The sequence below is a fragment of the Pseudoalteromonas sp. MEBiC 03485 genome (genome assembly GCF_004195145.1).
GTDB classification, from domain to species: domain Bacteria; phylum Pseudomonadota; class Gammaproteobacteria; order Enterobacterales; family Alteromonadaceae; genus Pseudoalteromonas; species Pseudoalteromonas apostichopi.
Genome location: NZ_SGBT01000001.1, coordinates 2315364 through 2331187, shown reverse-complemented (window position 1 = coordinate 2331187; position 15824 = coordinate 2315364). Strand labels below are relative to the sequence as shown.

The 15824-nt window shown below is 42.0% G+C and carries 16 protein-coding genes; 8 read left to right on the top strand and 8 right to left on the bottom strand.

The features are described from left to right. Nucleotides 1–5 precede the first annotated feature (5 nt). The 5 genes from EVU92_RS10845 to aspS all read right to left on the bottom strand — a co-directional run bounded on the left by EVU92_RS10845 (nt 6) and on the right by aspS (nt 4013). Complete coding sequence (locus tag EVU92_RS10845; RefSeq protein ID WP_130051230.1) at nt 6–737, bottom strand: alpha/beta hydrolase; 732 nt, start codon at nt 735–737, stop codon at nt 6–8. A gap of 1 nt (nt 738) precedes the next feature. After that, complete coding sequence (locus EVU92_RS10840) at nt 739–1326, bottom strand: GNAT family N-acetyltransferase (RefSeq protein ID WP_130051229.1); 588 nt, start codon at nt 1324–1326, stop codon at nt 739–741. Between the two features lie 14 nt (nt 1327–1340). Further along, nucleotides 1341–1928 (bottom strand): pentapeptide repeat-containing protein, encoded by a 588-nt coding sequence (locus EVU92_RS10835; protein WP_130052273.1) that lies wholly within the window; start codon nt 1926–1928, stop codon nt 1341–1343. After that, nucleotides 1928–2134: a hypothetical protein gene (locus EVU92_RS10830; RefSeq protein ID WP_058585269.1), complete on the bottom strand. Its 207-nt coding sequence runs from the start codon at nt 2132–2134 to the stop codon at nt 1928–1930. The genes EVU92_RS10835 and EVU92_RS10830 overlap by 1 nt, the downstream gene beginning before the upstream one ends. Before the next feature lie 109 nt (nt 2135–2243). Further along, a complete protein-coding gene (gene aspS, locus EVU92_RS10825; protein WP_130051228.1) occupies nt 2244–4013 on the bottom strand; it encodes an aspartate--tRNA ligase in 1770 nt (589 codons plus the stop codon). Between the two features lie 227 nt (nt 4014–4240). Between aspS and EVU92_RS10820 the strand changes: the two genes are divergently transcribed. Both EVU92_RS10820 and EVU92_RS10815 read left to right on the top strand, forming a co-directional pair. Next, nucleotides 4241–5089 carry a DUF72 domain-containing protein gene (locus tag EVU92_RS10820; RefSeq protein ID WP_130051227.1) on the top strand — a complete coding sequence of 283 codons (849 nt, stop codon included), beginning with the start codon at nt 4241–4243 and terminating at the stop codon, nt 5087–5089. 22 nt (nt 5090–5111) lie between these two features. Then, nucleotides 5112–5606, top strand: coding sequence for a YgjP-like metallopeptidase domain-containing protein (locus tag EVU92_RS10815; RefSeq protein WP_130051226.1), 495 nt, complete (start codon nt 5112–5114; stop codon nt 5604–5606). Nucleotides 5607–5615: 9 nt separating this feature from the next. On the opposite strand, the gene EVU92_RS10810 is transcribed toward EVU92_RS10815, so the two are convergent. Together EVU92_RS10810 and EVU92_RS10805 are read right to left on the bottom strand one after the other, a co-directional pair. Next, a complete protein-coding gene (locus tag EVU92_RS10810; RefSeq protein WP_168990012.1) occupies nt 5616–6632 on the bottom strand; it encodes a DUF5924 family protein in 1017 nt (338 codons plus the stop codon). Nucleotides 6633–6985: 353 nt separating this feature from the next. Next, complete coding sequence (locus EVU92_RS10805; RefSeq protein WP_063705977.1) at nt 6986–7666, bottom strand: DUF3334 family protein; 681 nt, start codon at nt 7664–7666, stop codon at nt 6986–6988. Between the two features lie 118 nt (nt 7667–7784). Between EVU92_RS10805 and cmoA the strand changes: the two genes are divergently transcribed. The 5 genes from cmoA (at nt 7785) to EVU92_RS10780 (ending at nt 12142) form a co-directional block, all read left to right on the top strand. Continuing rightward, nucleotides 7785–8510 carry a carboxy-S-adenosyl-L-methionine synthase CmoA gene (cmoA, locus tag EVU92_RS10800; RefSeq protein WP_063706202.1) on the top strand — a complete coding sequence of 242 codons (726 nt, stop codon included), beginning with the start codon at nt 7785–7787 and terminating at the stop codon, nt 8508–8510. Between the two features lie 27 nt (nt 8511–8537). Next, on the top strand, nt 8538–9506 hold the full coding sequence (cmoB, locus tag EVU92_RS10795; protein ID WP_130051225.1) for a tRNA 5-methoxyuridine(34)/uridine 5-oxyacetic acid(34) synthase CmoB: 969 nt from the start codon (nt 8538–8540) through the stop codon (nt 9504–9506). Between the two features lie 191 nt (nt 9507–9697). After that, a complete protein-coding gene (purM, locus tag EVU92_RS10790; RefSeq protein ID WP_130051224.1) occupies nt 9698–10750 on the top strand; it encodes a phosphoribosylformylglycinamidine cyclo-ligase in 1053 nt (350 codons plus the stop codon). Beyond that, nucleotides 10750–11397 carry a phosphoribosylglycinamide formyltransferase gene (gene purN, locus EVU92_RS10785; RefSeq protein ID WP_130051223.1) on the top strand — a complete coding sequence of 216 codons (648 nt, stop codon included), beginning with the start codon at nt 10750–10752 and terminating at the stop codon, nt 11395–11397. The genes purM and purN overlap by 1 nt, the downstream gene beginning before the upstream one ends. Next, nucleotides 11342–12142: a DUF3108 domain-containing protein gene (locus EVU92_RS10780; RefSeq protein ID WP_130051222.1), complete on the top strand. Its 801-nt coding sequence runs from the start codon at nt 11342–11344 to the stop codon at nt 12140–12142. The genes purN and EVU92_RS10780 overlap by 56 nt, the downstream gene beginning before the upstream one ends. A 17-nt stretch (nt 12143–12159) precedes the next feature. Here EVU92_RS10780 and EVU92_RS10775 read toward each other — a convergent pair whose 3' ends face one another. Further along, nucleotides 12160–12924 (bottom strand): class II glutamine amidotransferase, encoded by a 765-nt coding sequence (locus tag EVU92_RS10775; RefSeq protein ID WP_130051221.1) that lies wholly within the window; start codon nt 12922–12924, stop codon nt 12160–12162. A gap of 337 nt (nt 12925–13261) precedes the next feature. Here EVU92_RS10775 and fadE point away from each other — a divergent pair, with 337 nt between their 5' ends. Beyond that, nucleotides 13262–15718 (top strand): acyl-CoA dehydrogenase FadE, encoded by a 2457-nt coding sequence (gene fadE, locus EVU92_RS10770; protein WP_130051220.1) that lies wholly within the window; start codon nt 13262–13264, stop codon nt 15716–15718. The last annotated feature ends 106 nt before the right edge of the window (nt 15719–15824 follow it).

Below are 15824 nucleotides of genomic sequence, written 5' to 3'. Positions count from 1 at the left end.
GAGCATCAAAAACGTGCCAAAAACGTATTAAGTTCTTTACTCATACGTGCGACAAGCGCTTCTGGGCCACCATCATACATATCGTTATGGCGCGAATCTTTAAGCTTAATTTGCGTCACTGGGTATACAGCGAGTTCTTGCTGCGTAAGCAATACGTTGTCATCTGCTGGGTAATCGCTACCACGTAGTGTCAGTACAGCAATATTTTTGTTCCTTGGGGTCAGCATACGACGATGATCGAGGGTGATCAATTTAGAAACCTTAGCGGGATAAATAGCGGCATATAATGCTGCAATATCACCCCCATTTGAGTGACCAAATAAAGTGAGCTGATTAAAGTCATACTCAGCATAACGCTTTGCAAGTTCAACGGCTAAAAACTCAAGGGTTTGTACACCACGGTGCCAGTTTTCCATGCGTGTGGTCATGTATGGTGGCTCAGGGTTTAAACTCGGATCGCCTTTTAACTCATGAGCAACTTCAACCGTTAAATAACCATGCTGATGGAAGGCCTGCTGGGCAAATTGATAGTCTGTATGCGCCATACCATAGCCTGCCCCAATAAACGCCACTGGGCATTTTTTCTTTATCGTGCATTTGCTATCGGCTACTGTAATGGTCACCGGAATATGGCGAGCTCGCTGTGTATCAAACAGTATCTCTGTTTGATTAGCAAAGGCTGTCTGTCCGCTAAGGGTTAACGCGAGCATTAGCGCCGCCTTTTTAATATTTAACATGCTATGACTTCTCTAATTTGAATTCTAAGCTGCGTTTAACCATCGGCCACTCACCATCAATAATTGAAAACACCACGGTGTCGCGTACACATCCATCGGCCATTATTTGGTGATTACGAAGAACCCCATCTTGTTTTGCTCCTAAGCGAGCAATGGCATTGCGCGAAGCCTGATTATGCCAATGGGTACGAAACTCAACAGCAATCACATTAAGCGTTTCAAATGCATAACTCAGCAGCAGTTTTTTACATTCAGTATTAACCCCAGTACGCTGAAAACGCTTGGCATACCAGGTATAGCCAATTTCTAAACGGCGATTTTTACTGTCAATATTACAAAAGCGAGTTGAGCCTATCACCTCATCAGTGTGTTTATCGATGACAGCAAATGGTAATGCGCGACCAAGTGCTTGTTGTTCAAACGCCATAGTTAGATAATCGTCAACACGTTCTTCATTGGGCACCGAGGTAAACCACAGGTCCCAAAGCTTTCCATCTGAAGCGGCGCTTACTAAAGCATCACGGTGCTCAAGCGTTAACGGCACTAATTTAACAAATTGACCTTCCAAAAAGATGGGACTTAAATCCATAACTTTCCTTAACTTTAATCCACCAGCTCGATGTCGAGCCCTGCTAATAAATCCAAAGCGGCATAACGTTCAAATTTGGCCTTACTGATATTGTTAGCTGTTATATCAATAGCAAAGTGACTAGCACCTATAAAATTAGCTTTACTGAGATTGGTTTGTTGAAACAAGCTGTCACGAAAATCAGTATCAGTAAAATCAGCAGAAGATAAATCTGCATGTCTAAAATCAACATCTTTGGCAAAACAGCTACGCATTTTTAAAGCTTTTAAGCTAAGCTCAAAAAAGCTGCTGTGGCTAAGCTCACAGCCAATAAAACTCACTGGAGCACGGCTAGCGAGTAGCGGCCAATCAACATCAGTAAAGCGCACACTGGTTAATTTACACTGTTTAAAGTTCACTTCTTCGAGTGAGGTGTATCTAAGCCCAAGCGCAGCTAAATTACAGTTTTTAAACTCACACTCTATAAACCGGCAGTTTTCAAACTGACTATTGCTAAAGTCACAGTCGATAAATTCACATTGCTCAAATTCGCAATGCGAAAATGTTTGGTCTACTAGGTTTACTTCAAAGGTGTGTTCAAAATAAAGCGAGTGGCTTACGATCACGCGGTGGTCTCAATATCTTGTTTAAGCGCAAGAACTGCAATAAAAATAAGACCAAACAAGGGAATAAGCGCTAATAATCCACCAATAACGGCCACCACAATTGGTGTTGAGGTTTTACGCTTGCCTAAGTAATAGCTGATAGCGGCAAACACAGGGATTAAAATAACAATTATTTGGCCGATTAAAGTTGCATTGATATTCATTTTCTCTCCTTGAAGAACATACTAAATATTCATTTAAGCACAAAAAAACCCTAAGGCATATACCTTAGGGTTATTATTCATAAAGTCTTATAATTCAGTTTATTATGAATTATTCAGCGTCTTTCGCTACAACATTAATTGCTAGCTCAGTTAATGCATCTGCATTTGCTTTGCTTGGTGCATCTGTTAATAAACATGATGCTTGCGTTGTTTTAGGGAAAGCAATCACGTCACGAATGTTGTCAGTACCACATAACAGCATAACTAAACGGTCAAGACCAAACGCAAGACCCGCATGCGGAGGTGTACCGTACTTAAGTGCATCAAGTAAGAAACCAAACTTGTCTTGTTGCTCTTGTGCATCAATACCTAAGATTCTGAATGCTGTTTCTTGCATATCGGCATTGTGAATACGTACCGAACCGCCACCAACTTCGTAGCCATTTAATACCATATCGTATGCATCTGATAATGCTGCAGCTGGGTTTGCTTCAAGCTCTTGGGCAGAAATACCTTTCGGTGCAGTGAATGGGTGGTGAACCGCATGCAATGTACCTTCGTCGTCTTCTTCGAACATTGGGAAGTCAACAACCCATAAAGGTTTCCAGCTATCAAGATCAGTAATGCCTAAATCAACACCAATCTTAAGACGTAGTGCACCCATTGCTTCGTTTACAACGTTGCGCTTATCAGCACCGAATAAAATGATATCACCAGATTGCGCATTAGTACGCTCAAGTAATTGGTTGATCACCTCTTCGTTTAAGAATTTAGCGATTGGTGATTGCACACCTTCAACGCCCGCAGCACGGTCGTTCACTTTCATCCAAGCTAGACCTTTCGCACCATAGATACCGATGAATTTAGTGTAATCGTCGATTTGTTTACGAGAAAGCTCAGCACCGCCTGGTACAGTTAATACAGCAACACGGCCTTTTTCGTCATTAGCAGGACCTGAGAATACTTTAAACTCAACGTCTTTTACTAAATCAGCAACGTCAACAAGCTGCATTGGGTTACGTAGGTCTGGTTTATCAGAACCATATAAACGCATTGCTTCGCTGTATGGCATCACTGGGAAGTCGCCTAAGTCAACGTCTAATAATGATTGCCACATTTCTGTAATCATTTTCTCAGTCATTGCACGCACTTCATCAGAGCTCATGAATGACGTCTCTAAATCGATTTGTGTGAATTCTGGCTGACGGTCTGCACGTAAGTCTTCGTCACGGAAACATTTAACAATTTGATAGTAACGGTCAAAGCCCGACATCATTAATAATTGCTTAAATAACTGTGGCGACTGAGGTAAAGCGTAGAAGCTACCTTTATGAACACGGCTAGGTACTAAGTAGTCACGCGCACCCTCTGGTGTTGCTTTTGTTAGTACCGGTGTTTCGATATCTAAGAAACCGTTGTCATCCAAGAAACGACGCACAAAGCTGCTCGCTTTTGCACGAAGCTTGATACGGTCGCTCATTTCAAGACGACGTAAATCTAGGTAACGGTATTTTAAGCGGCGCTCTTCAGAGTTTTGCTGATTAAAATCAAGTGGTAATGGCTCTGAACGGTTGATGATAGTTAAGCTTGTGCCTAAAATTTCAACTTCACCTGTTGCCATGTCTTTGTTTACTTGGCTATCAGGGCGTGCGCGAACAACACCTTTTAACTGCACACAAAACTCTTGACGTAGTTTATTCGCAGTATCCATTAATCCTTCTACTTCAGGATCAAAAACAACTTGTACTAAACCTTCTCTGTCACGTAAATCGACGAAGATAAGGCCACCAAGGTCACGGCGTTTGTTGATCCAACCACATAGTTCAACTTCTTGATCTACGTGAGATTTATTTAGCTGTCCGCAATATATAGAGCGCATAGTATTCCTGTCAGTTAAAGACTTATAGCCGCCTGCTCTTAAGAGTTCGCTATTTTGAGAGCAAAAGCCACTATACAAAGTAATCATTTAAGGCAGAGCATTATACCCAAACCATCGCAAAATGCGAGTGCCAGCAGTGCCTGTCGGGGGCTAAATATACACCCCGACTTCTGAGCAAACATTTCTTTTGTTACACTAAGCACAGTTTCAATTTATTGGTTGATTTAATGCTGTATTTAGGTTGTCCGCAGTGGTCTAGTACCGCATGGAAAGGAAATTTACTCTCTAGTCACTGTAAAAGCGCCGACATGCTCAGTGAGTATGCGCAATGCTTTAACTCAGTCGAGGGCAACACCAGTTTTTATGCTGACCCAAGTCATGAGTCATTATTGCGCTGGCATGATGCGGTTCCCGAAGATTTTAAATTTACTTTTAAGTTTCATCGTCGTTTTAGTCACGAATTACAACTGACAAATATAAATAATGAACTTAATGCATGGCTAAACTTATTTGAGCCAATCTTTGCTAAAACGGGGCAAGTTATGTTGCAGCTACCCCGCGCCTTTGGACCAGAAGCACTGCCACTGCTTGCTAATTTTATTGCACAACTCCCCAAACAACTTAGTTACGGTGTAGAAGTACGTCACCCCGGCTTTTTTAATAAGGATGATGCTGAAATTCGTTTAAATCAGCTATTAATTGAAAACAATATAGACCGCATAAGCATGGATACCCGCGCTTTATTTGCTGTACCCGCCGATACCGATGCACTCATTGATGCGCAAAAGAAAAAGCCCTATTTACCGGTGCATGCCATTGCAACAGGAGATCAGCCAATGCTGCGCTTTGTGATTGCCAGCCTTGAACATGAATATAAATCGTATTATCAGCCTTGGCTGAAAAAAGTAAAACAATGGCTTGATGAAGGAAAATCGCCCTATTTGTTTTTTCATACCGCAGATAATCGCCAGTCACCACTTTTAGCAAGACAGTTTTGCCAAGATTTAGGTTACAATCACCCCGTGCTTGCGCCGTTTTTAGGTGAACGCGAAGCAAGCCAAAGCAGTTTATTTTAGCGCCCGATTTATTAGAGAAAAGATGAAAGATTACAGCCGTTATTTTCAAGGTTACCCGCCCCATATCATTGAGCAAGTGTTACAGTTATTTAAGGGTGACAGAGCTGCCAAATACCTAAAAAGCAAATACCCAGATGCACATAGCATTACCAGCGATAAAGCTTTATACAATTACGCCACTGAATTGAAAAAGCGTTACCTTAAAAATGCCCTGCCATTTGGCCGTGCCGCGTTCAAAAAACAAGGCGATATGGTCACAAATGCCTTAGGCACCCATACTTTCCGTATGCAAGGTAAAACCCGAAAACACGACCTTGCCATTAATAGCGATCTACTTCGCGCACCTGAACCACTTCTCAAAGCACTCGTCGTACACGAGCTGGCTCATTTTAAAGAAAAAGACCACAACAAAGCCTTCTATCAACTTTGCTGCCACATGGAACCGCAATACCATCAACTAGAACTGGATTTGAGAATATTCAGTGTGTTGGTAGGTGAAGGGAAAAATCCGTACTAAAGCTATCAGCTAGACTTTAGTTACCTCAAACCTTCTCTGTCCTATCAGCTGACCTGACTCGGTAACCACTTTAACGACCCATTTTCCTGCAGCATTTGCAGGGAAATTAGTTTTATGACTCCAGGCACGATAGCCCGCTTTGCGACCACCAGAAATATCCAAGGCTATGCGGTCAACTTCTTTACGATTATGTACCCATACATGGAAGATTTTTTCATCTAAACCTCGAGGGGCTTTTACCGCACTAAAACTATATAAACCTTTTCCATGCAAGCTCTGCTCATTGAGCTCTGTAATTGGTGCAAGAGGTTTACGGGCTTGTTCATCAAGCTGATACGACATGCTCATATCAGTTAAACGCAGTGCCGCAGGGGGTACAAAACTGCGTAATTGCCAAAGCCCAGCACTTAAAGCGCAAAGCAATAACACCAACAGTGGGAAACGCCACCATTTCGCATTTGGCATCAAATTGCCAAGACTTGGAATCGTTAAAATAACAGCCGTGATCAGCGCAATTTCAAAACTCTGGCTGGTCGTTAACTTTAATAAAATAGGTAAGGTAACCGACAGCACGACAAATAAAGAAAAGCTATGAAACACACTAAACCAGACACTGTGCCTTGCAAGCTTTTTGTAATAAAGGGGATCAACAACAGAAACGAACGCACAAAGTATAATTAACGCAGTAAACGCGGCCTGCCCATGATCCCAAGTTGTCACCGCCAAAAAAAATGGTAAGGCAAAAAACAAACTTTCTTGCTGCACAACTTGCAGTGCAAAGCGCATCACGTTGGGCGACACCGCCACACCAAAACGCTCCTCGACTTTATCTCTTAGCCAGTTATCTATTAACAACCACAACCAAGTAACTAATAACAAAATAGAGATAAGCTGCGAAAACGATTCTTTTCGCTCAACAAAGACAAAACTTGCCACACCACTGCAAAAAGCCAACACAGCCATCAACCCCGGCCGCTTCTGCATCATGAAAACAAATTTAGTTATAAAGTTTTTTAAGTAATTCATGCAATCATCAAATCCATTTAAGGCTTAATGAGTAAAGCATAAATTGGATGAATGTAGGCTTTAAAAGGAGCTTTAAGTTCAGCTTTAAGCCAAGACTAGTTACTCAACTGCCTATTGAGTTATTTCAGTTATTTAATTTATGTATAACGCACCAAAGCATTAACTTAATAAAAGCTGCAAAACCATATTTCAAACTCCGAGTTTAGTGCCCTCAATTGAATTTTACAGTTGCAATAAGCTTATTATAAAGCACTGAGTGTTTAGCATTTTAAACACAAAAAAGCGCGGTCTGACCCGCGCCTCTATTTTCTCTGACGGCTGAAAGCTGATAGCTGACAGCTCAAGTCGTTGGGTTACAAACCAAGTTCTGCCATAAAATCATCATCTGCATCGTCTGCTTGTGATGACGCTTTTTGCTTTTCAGCTTTTTGTTTAGCTTCGTTTTCGATGATGTCATCTGGGTCTACCGCTTCTGAAATATCAAAGTCATGTAGTTTGATGAATTCAGTTTTATCCATTGCCAGCTCAAGATAGAAGATATTTTGCTTAGCTGTGGTGAATGTCACACGGCGTGCTTGCGGTCTATCCATGGTAGTATCAACAGAGATTTGCACCTGCTTGTTAATTGCCATCATCTTAGGTTGGTTTTGCGTGATAGAAGTATGCAGCTGGTCACGTACTTTTGACGTAAAGTCACCAACGATTTGGTTCATCAGCTCTCCGAGTACGTTCGCCACATCATCTGATAAATGGCTTTGTGCAATTTCGTCTTCTGGCATACCCATGTTACGCATGTAATCATGGTAAATTTCCATGGCTGCTTGCGCTGTGAAGTTTGTTACCACAAGACCGGTAAAGCCACCATCGAACAATACAAAACAGCCAATATCTGGGCGCATACAGGTGCGGGTGATTTTTTGAACCATAGCAGAATAACTAATACCGTTACCACTTGCTGAAGACAGAACTCCAGTCACTGAATGACACAGAGTTGATAAGATATCTTCTGTACTGATCACTTTGCTTTTTGTCATTAAACTTCTCTTTTTTGTACTTGTTATTGATAATTCTAGCCAAGCTACTGAATTTATCACTGACTATCCAGTTAAAAATGCTAAAATAGCGGTATTATTTTTTAAAGAGACTGTTCACGTGACGCAAAAAGACAGTATTTATGCCACTGAGCAAGCGGTTAAAGACTTTAGCTTTGACCAACATGTAGTAGAAGTTTTCCCTGATATGATCCAGCGTTCGGTGCCGGGTTACGCAACCATTGTTAGCACCATAGGTAAACTGGCTGGCGAGTACGCGCAAAGTAATTCAAACCTATACGACCTAGGCTGTTCACTTGGTGCTGTAACGTTAAGTATGCGCCGTAATATTCGCACCGATAACTGTAATATTATTGCCGTCGATAACTCAGAAGCGATGGTTGAACGCTGTAAATTACATTTACAAGGTTTTCGCTCTGACGTGCCGGTCACTGTCACGCTGGGTGATATAAACGATTTAGCAATCGAGAATGCTTCTGTGGTAGCGATGAACTTTACACTACAGTTTATTCCACCTGAAAAGCGCCAAGCAGTGCTTGAAAAGATTTATGCAAATTTAAAACCTGGCGGCGTTTTGCTGCTTAGCGAAAAAATTAGAGGTGAAAATGAGCAATGCGATAATTTGCTCATTGATTTGCACCATGATTTTAAACGTCACAACGGCTATTCAGAACTGGAGATCAGCCAAAAGCGCACGGCTATCGAAAATGTCATGCGCCCTGATCATTTATCTACCCACTTAAACCGATTAAGTGAAATTGGTTTTAGCCAAACGCAAGTGTGGTATCAATGTTTTAACTTCTGCTCGATGATTGCAATCAAGTAATCATCACAACGATATAAAGAGTATTTCATGTCTCAATGGTTTAACCAATTTTACGCTGCGATTGCACAAAGCCCGCTTAGCCACTGGCTCGAAACTTTGCCTGGCCAATTAAAGCACTGGGAACTAGAAGCTAGCCACGGTGATTTACCAAAATGGCAAAAAGTGCTGAAAAACTTACCTGAGGTAAGCACAAACCATGTGAACCTTCAGGATAAAGTACAAATTGGCACCGGTGATGAGCTATCTGAAGGCCAGCAAAAACAGTTAACGCATTTATTAAAGCGCATGATGCCATGGCGTAAAGGACCATTCAGCTTACACGGTATCGAGATTGATACTGAGTGGCGCAGTGATTGGAAATGGGATCGTTTACTGCCTCATATCGAACCGTTAAAAGGCCGCACTGTGCTTGATATTGGCTGTGGCTCAGGTTATCACTTGTGGCGCATGCGCGGTGAAGGCGCTAATTTTGTAGTGGGCATTGATCCATCCGATTTGTTCTTATGCCAATTCCAAGCGATTAAACACTATCATCAAGATGACAACGTGCACTTATTGCCGCTAGGTGTAGAAGCCCTGCCAGAGCTAAAAGCATTCGATACAGTATTTTCGATGGGTGTTTTATATCACCGTCGTTCACCTATCGACTTTTTAGCACAATTAAAAGCGCAGCTTCGTCCAGGTGGTGAGTTAGTTCTTGAAACTTTGGTTGTTGAAGGTGACGAACATACAGTTTTAGTGCCAACCGACCGTTATGCGAAAATGCGTAATGTATGGTTTATCCCAAGCACCGCCGCATTAAAACTATGGATGGAGCGCGTTGGTTTTAAAGATGTGCAAGTAAAAGACTGCGCAATCACAACGCTTGAAGAACAACGTAAAACCCAGTGGATGGAAAACGAATCACTGGTCGACTTTTTAGACCCAAATGACACCAGCAAAACCATCGAAGGTTACCCAGCCCCTCTTCGCGCTATTTTAACCGCGAAAGCTTAACAAATATCAGTTACAAGGCTGAAGGGTCATTTGCTTGATACTTTAGCCTTGTAACTTGAAAGCAAAAAAAACCGGACAACTGTCCTTGTCAAGTCGGTTAAAGTGATTTTTCAACTAGCCGCGCCATTGCAATTGTTGTAAAATACGCGCGTTTCTAAGCAACCCACATGCAACTTTTTTGAGGAAAACCTGTGAGCGAACAAAAACAGTCTCTTAGCTATAAAGACGCGGGCGTAGATATCGATGCCGGTAATGCACTTGTTGAGCGTATTAAAGGCGTAGTTAAAAAAACCAGACGTCCTGAAGTAATGGGCGGTATCGGTGGTTTTGGCGCACTTTGCGAACTACCAACTGGCTATAAAGAGCCTGTACTGGTTGCTGGCACAGACGGTGTTGGTACAAAACTACGTTTAGCAATCGATCTTAAAAAGCACGACACAGTGGGTATCGACCTTGTTGCTATGTGTGTAAACGACCTTATTGTACAAGGTGCAGAGCCACTATTTTTCCTTGATTACTATGCAACTGGTAAATTAGACGTAGATACTGCGGCTGATGTTGTAACAGGTATTGGTAAAGGCTGTGAGCTTTCTGGCTGTGCATTAATCGGTGGTGAAACTGCTGAAATGCCAGGTATGTACGACGGCGAAGACTATGACATGGCTGGTTTCTGTACTGGTGTGGTAGAAAAATCAAAAATTATCGACGGTACTAAAGTTGCTGCAGGCGACCAATTAATCGCACTTGCATCAAGTGGTCCTCATTCAAACGGTTTCTCATTAATTCGTAAAGTCCTTGAAGTATCTGGTGCAGACACAAGCGCTGAACTTGAAGGCAAAGCACTTGGCGATCACCTTTTAGAGCCAACTCGCATCTACGTTAAACAATTACTTGAGCTATTCAAGCAAGTTGATGTACACGCGTTATCTCACATTACAGGTGGTGGCTTCTGGGAAAACATCCCGCGCGTACTTCCTGAGTCTGCAAAAGCAGTAATCAAAGGCGACAGCTGGGAATGGCCTGTAGTTTTCAACTGGTTACAAGAAAACGGCAACATCACAACACACGAAATGTACCGTACATTCAACTGTGGTGTAGGCATGGTATTAGTTGTTCCAGCTGACAAACTTGAGCAAAGCTTAACAATTCTTAAAGATCTTGGCGAAAATGCATGGCATATCGGTGAGATCCAAGATGCGAAAGCAGGCGAAGAGCAAGTAGAAATTTTAGGTGGTCGTGACTAATGACCCCTTGTCGTCTTGTTGTATTAATTTCTGGTAGCGGTTCTAACCTTCAAGCCATCATTGACGCGTGTGCGCGTGGTGAAATTAAGGCCGAAATCGCCGCTGTAATTAGTAATAAAGCCGACGCCTATGGCCTTGAGCGAGCAAAAAATGCAGGTATACAAACTCGTGTACTTAGCCATAAAGATTTTGACTCGCGCGAGGCCTATGATGCTGAGTTAATGGACATTATTGACAATTTTGAACCAAATCTAGTTGTATTAGCTGGTTTTATGCGTATTCTTACTCCTAGCTTAGTGCAAAAATTTAAGGGAAAAATGTTGAACATTCACCCTTCTTTGTTGCCTAAGTACCAAGGGCTGAATACCCACCAACGAGCGATAGATGCAAAAGATGACGTTCATGGTGTTAGTGTTCACTTTGTCACAGAAGAGCTAGACGGCGGTCCCGTTGTTCTTCAAGCCAAAGTTCCGGTACTCGAAAGCGATACCGCAGAGACACTCGCACAACGTGTTCATCAGCAAGAACATATAATCTATCCATTGGTGGTCAAGTGGTTCAGTGAACAACGACTCAAGATGGAAGCAGATTATGCAGTTTTTGACGAAAAGAAACTTCCTGCACACGGCGCGCACTACCCAGAATAAAAATCTAAGTGCCCTACTTGCTTGTGTGGGCACTTTATTACTTCCTACCAGTGTTTTAGCTGGCGACCTCACTCAATACCAAGCAGAATACGATGTACTTCGTAAAGGCGAAACCCATGGTAAAGCAGTCCGCGAGCTTAAAAGAGCCGCAGACGGTAATTACGTGATCACTTATCACAGTGAAATCGAATGGATGATTTTTTCGGACTCACGAAAAGAAACATCAATGTTTACTTATCATGATCACAAAATCTCTCCAGTAAGTTACACTATGGAGCGCTCGGGAACAGGGCCTGATAAAGAATACAGCTTAAAATTTGATTCAACTCAAAAGCAAGTGCAAAGCAATCAAAGTAAATACCCACTTAAAATTGATTGGTCTGATGATTTTCAAGATTCACTGTCTTATCAAGTACAAGTCCGCGAAGAACTAAAACAAGGCAAAACGCAATTATCGTATCCATTGATTGATAAAAAAGGTAATCTGCGAAATTACGACTTTGAAGTTGTGGGCACAGAAATGATTTCGCTGCCAATTGGTAATGTAGAAGCCATTAAAGTAAAACGTTTATACGATAACGATAAGCGTCAAGCGCTAGCTTGGTTTGCTCCTGAAATGGACTACATGTTAGTTCGTATGTGGAAAGGTGAAAAAGGGGTAGAACAATTTGAAGTGCAACTAAATTCATTCACTGTGACCACACCAGTCTCATTAACAAATGAAGAAAGTAAAGAAGCGCCCTAATAGCGCTTCATTCTTTTTTAGATTTTTTCGCCCATTTTAAACAGTGCAAACTCACCCGGTTCCATTTTTTGCCAACGCTCGTCATTGGTGAGTGGTCTTGTCGCAATGACAGTAACCACATCATTCGGTGTGGTTTCTTTTTGAAAATCGACCACCATATCAGCATCAATTAATGTTGCTTTACCAAACGGTGCTCGACGAGTGATCCAATGTAAGTTATTGGTACAATAAGCTAAAACATAAACACCATCGGTAAGTAGCATGTTAAATACGCCTTTTTCACGCAGTGTGTGAGCAAGCTTAGCAGCATAACGAAATACAGATGCCATACTTGATGGGCGCTTAGGGTATTTTTCGCGAATTTTATCGAGCAACCAACAAAACGCTAGCTCACTGTCGGTATTACCCACTGGCCGATAATAATCTGGCTTTAAATCATGATAATTCGATAATTGCCCGTTGTGAGCATAGGTAATTTCGCGTCCCCACAACTCTCGGGTAAATGGATGAGTGTTTTCAAGACATACACGGCCACGATTACCTTGGCGAATATGACTTATCACCGAAATACTTTTTATTGGATACGCTTTAACGAGTTTAGCAATTTCTGATTGGCAACTTGGCTCTGGATCTTTAAATGTACGACAGCCTTTACCTTCATAAAAGGTGATGCCCCAGCCATCTTTATGTGGGCCAGTATTACCACCCCGCTCTAATAATCCTGAAAAACTGAAACAAATATCCGTTGGTACATTGGCCGACATGCCAAGCAACTCACACATAGAACTCTTAACCTATAAAACTAATCGAAGGAAAGGCATGATGGGCTGATCCCTGCCTGCGCTCATTGTTAAACATAGCGCTAAAGATGGCAACTGCTATGCTGAGATTTTCAGAACTATCTGAGCAATTCACAACTAATAGCTGTTTTAGCGGCGCTGATTATCAGTAATTACTCAACAATTTCTAATTTGCTGTAAATCTTTTTGCACTGATAGTCATTTTTAAATGAATAAAACTCACTGAACAGACTGTTTTAATCTCTGTTCTGCTCTTGATAATTCGCTTTTCTAGCGCTACTCTAAAAGAGGTGGTCTGACCTCTATTAAGGAATAATCAATGACTCTCATATTTTTACTTGGTTTACTCGTGCTGCTTAGTATTGCGAGTTACCACAGAGCAAGCTGGAATACCTGCTTAGGTATTACCATTGCGACTTTACTTGTTGGCACATTTGCTGGCGCGTTTGGCGCAATTAGTTGGCTACTATTCTTACTTATCGCTGTGCCACTTTCTGTGACTGGCGTTCGTCAACAATACATCATTAAACCTATTTTTGCTGCTTTCAAAAAAGTAACACCGACTATGTCGGATACTGAAAAATCAGCAATCGATGCCGGTACTACGTGGTGGGAAGCGGATCTGTTTTGTGGTCGTCCTGACTGGAACAAATTACACCAATACCCAGCTCCTAAACTGACTATCGAAGAACAAGCATTTATTGATGGTCCTGTTGAAGAAGTGTGTAGTATGCTAGATGACTGGCACGCAACTCACGAACTAACTGATTTACCGCAAGATGTTTGGCAATATCTAAAAGATAATAAGTTCTTTGCCATGATCATCAAAAAAGAATACGGCGGTTTAGAGTTTTCTGCCTATGCACAATCATGTGTACTGCAAAAACTAACAAGTAAATCAACGTTGCTATCTTCTATCGTAGGTGTACCTAACTCATTAGGTCCGGGCGAATTACTTCAGCACTATGGTACTAAAGAGCAAAAAGATCATTACTTACCACGCTTAGCGAGTGGTCAAGAAATTCCATGTTTTGCGCTAACCTCACCAGAAGCAGGTTCTGACGCAAGTGCAATTCCTGATTACGGTGTTGTTTGTAAAGGTCAATGGAACGGTGAAGAAGTTGTTGGTATTAGCCTAACATGGAACAAGCGTTATATTACTCTTGCTCCTGTTGCAACTGTACTTGGCCTTGCATTTAAATTGCAAGATCCTGACGGTTTACTAGGTGATGACAAAGAACCTGGTATTACCTGTGCGCTGATCCCAACAGATACTCCGGGAGTAGAAATTGGCCGTCGTCACTTCCCGCTAAACGTACCATTCCAAAATGGTCCTACTCGCGGTAAAGATATCTTTGTACCACTTGATTACATCATTGGTGGCCCGAAAATGGCAGGTCAAGGCTGGCGTATGCTTGTTGAATGTTTATCTGTTGGTCGTGCAATCACATTGCCGTCTAACTCTACAGGTGGCATAAAAACAATCGCGCTTGCAACAGGCTCTTACAGCCGTATTCGTCGTCAATTCCGTTTACCAATTGGTCAAATGGAAGGTGTTGAAGAATCAATGGCAAAACTTGCAGGTTACGCATATAGCTCTGATGCTGCAGTTAGTATGTCTACAGGGGCTGTTGACCTTGGTGAAAAACCATCGGTTGTATCTGCAATTATTAAATACCACTTAACTGAGCAAATGCGTGAAGCGACTATTCACGGCATGGATGTTCACGGTGGTAAAGGCATCATGCTTGGTCCAAACAACTATTTAGGTCGTGGCTACCAAGGTGCGCCAATTGCGATTACCGTTGAAGGTGCAAATATCTTAACACGTAACATGATCATCTATGGTCAAGGTGCAATTCGTTGTCATCCATTTGTGTTAACTGAGCTAGGTGCTTGTGCAATTGAAGACCGCGAAGAAGCCCTTGCAGTATTCGATAAAGCGTTAATGGGTCACGTTGGCTTTACTATTTCGAACCTTGTTCGCACTAAGTGGTTAGCATTTACAAATGCACGTTTTACGAGTACGCCGTACAAAGATGAAACCGCTGAGTTTTATCGTGTTGCGTCACGTTTCAGTGCATCGTTAGCATTAATGTCAGATATCAGCATGGCGGTATTTGGTGGTTCATTAAAACGTAAAGAGCGTATCTCTGCACGTTTAGGTGACTTACTAAGCTACTTATACCTTGTATCTGCAACACTTAAACGTTACAACGACGAAGGCCGTAAAAAAGAAGATTTTGCGCTTGTTCAATGGAGCTGCCAAGATCACCTTTACCACTGCCAACGTGCACTAGCTGACTTAATTAACAACATGCCATCTGCCCCACTTCGTGCGATGCTAAAAATCATGTTATTCCCATTCGGTCGTCCAGTTCGTAAGCCTACAGATAAGCTTGAACACAAACTTGCTCACTTATTACAAGTACCAAGCGAAACTCGTAACCGTTTAGCTAACTACATTTACCTTAAAAACGAGCCGCTTAACCTTGTGGGTCGTCAGGAGCAAACGCTTAAAGACATTCTTGAAGTTGAGCCTTTGTTTGACAAGGTATGCCGTGAAAAAGGCGTGAAACTGCCTTTCTTCCAGCTTGATAAAGTAGCGCAAATGGGCCTTGAAGCAGGTATTTTAAGCCAAGCTGAAGCCGACAAATTAGCTGCTGTTGAGAAAGCCCGTCTTGATGTTATTAACGTTGACGACTTTGACCCAGCGGACTTAGTTGCCGGTAAGGTAGCCCGCGGCGAGAGCGATAAAAAAGCAGACGCCGCTTAAGCTAGCAAAACAATTCCAATTGTTATGAAAAACCAAACCAGCGCAAATTGCGCTGGTTTTTTCGTTTAAAAACTCTCTAGCACACTCATGTACCTATTTATTTACA

What these genes read in the sequence shown, in the direction of transcription:
- EVU92_RS10845 (WP_130051230.1), bottom strand. Translation starts at nt 737, where the DNA reads ATGTTAAATATTAAAAAGGCGGCGCTAATGCTCGCGTTAACCCTTAGC.
- EVU92_RS10840 (WP_130051229.1), bottom strand. Translation starts at nt 1,326, where the DNA reads ATGGATTTAAGTCCCATCTTTTTGGAAGGTCAATTTGTTAAATTAGTG.
- EVU92_RS10830 (WP_058585269.1), bottom strand. Translation starts at nt 2,134, where the DNA reads ATGAATATCAATGCAACTTTAATCGGCCAAATAATTGTTATTTTAATC.
- aspS (WP_130051228.1), bottom strand. Translation starts at nt 4,013, where the DNA reads ATGCGCTCTATATATTGCGGACAGCTAAATAAATCTCACGTAGATCAA.
- EVU92_RS10820 (WP_130051227.1), top strand. Translation starts at nt 4,241, where the DNA reads ATGCTGTATTTAGGTTGTCCGCAGTGGTCTAGTACCGCATGGAAAGGA.
- EVU92_RS10815 (WP_130051226.1), top strand. Translation starts at nt 5,112, where the DNA reads ATGAAAGATTACAGCCGTTATTTTCAAGGTTACCCGCCCCATATCATT.
- EVU92_RS10810 (WP_168990012.1), bottom strand. Translation starts at nt 6,632, where the DNA reads ATGAATTACTTAAAAAACTTTATAACTAAATTTGTTTTCATGATGCAG.
- EVU92_RS10805 (WP_063705977.1), bottom strand. Translation starts at nt 7,666, where the DNA reads ATGACAAAAAGCAAAGTGATCAGTACAGAAGATATCTTATCAACTCTG.
- cmoB (WP_130051225.1), top strand. Translation starts at nt 8,538, where the DNA reads ATGTCTCAATGGTTTAACCAATTTTACGCTGCGATTGCACAAAGCCCG.
- purN (WP_130051223.1), top strand. Translation starts at nt 10,750, where the DNA reads ATGACCCCTTGTCGTCTTGTTGTATTAATTTCTGGTAGCGGTTCTAAC.
- EVU92_RS10780 (WP_130051222.1), top strand. Translation starts at nt 11,342, where the DNA reads ATGCAGTTTTTGACGAAAAGAAACTTCCTGCACACGGCGCGCACTACC.
- EVU92_RS10775 (WP_130051221.1), bottom strand. Translation starts at nt 12,924, where the DNA reads ATGTGTGAGTTGCTTGGCATGTCGGCCAATGTACCAACGGATATTTGT.
- fadE (WP_130051220.1), top strand. Translation starts at nt 13,262, where the DNA reads ATGACTCTCATATTTTTACTTGGTTTACTCGTGCTGCTTAGTATTGCG.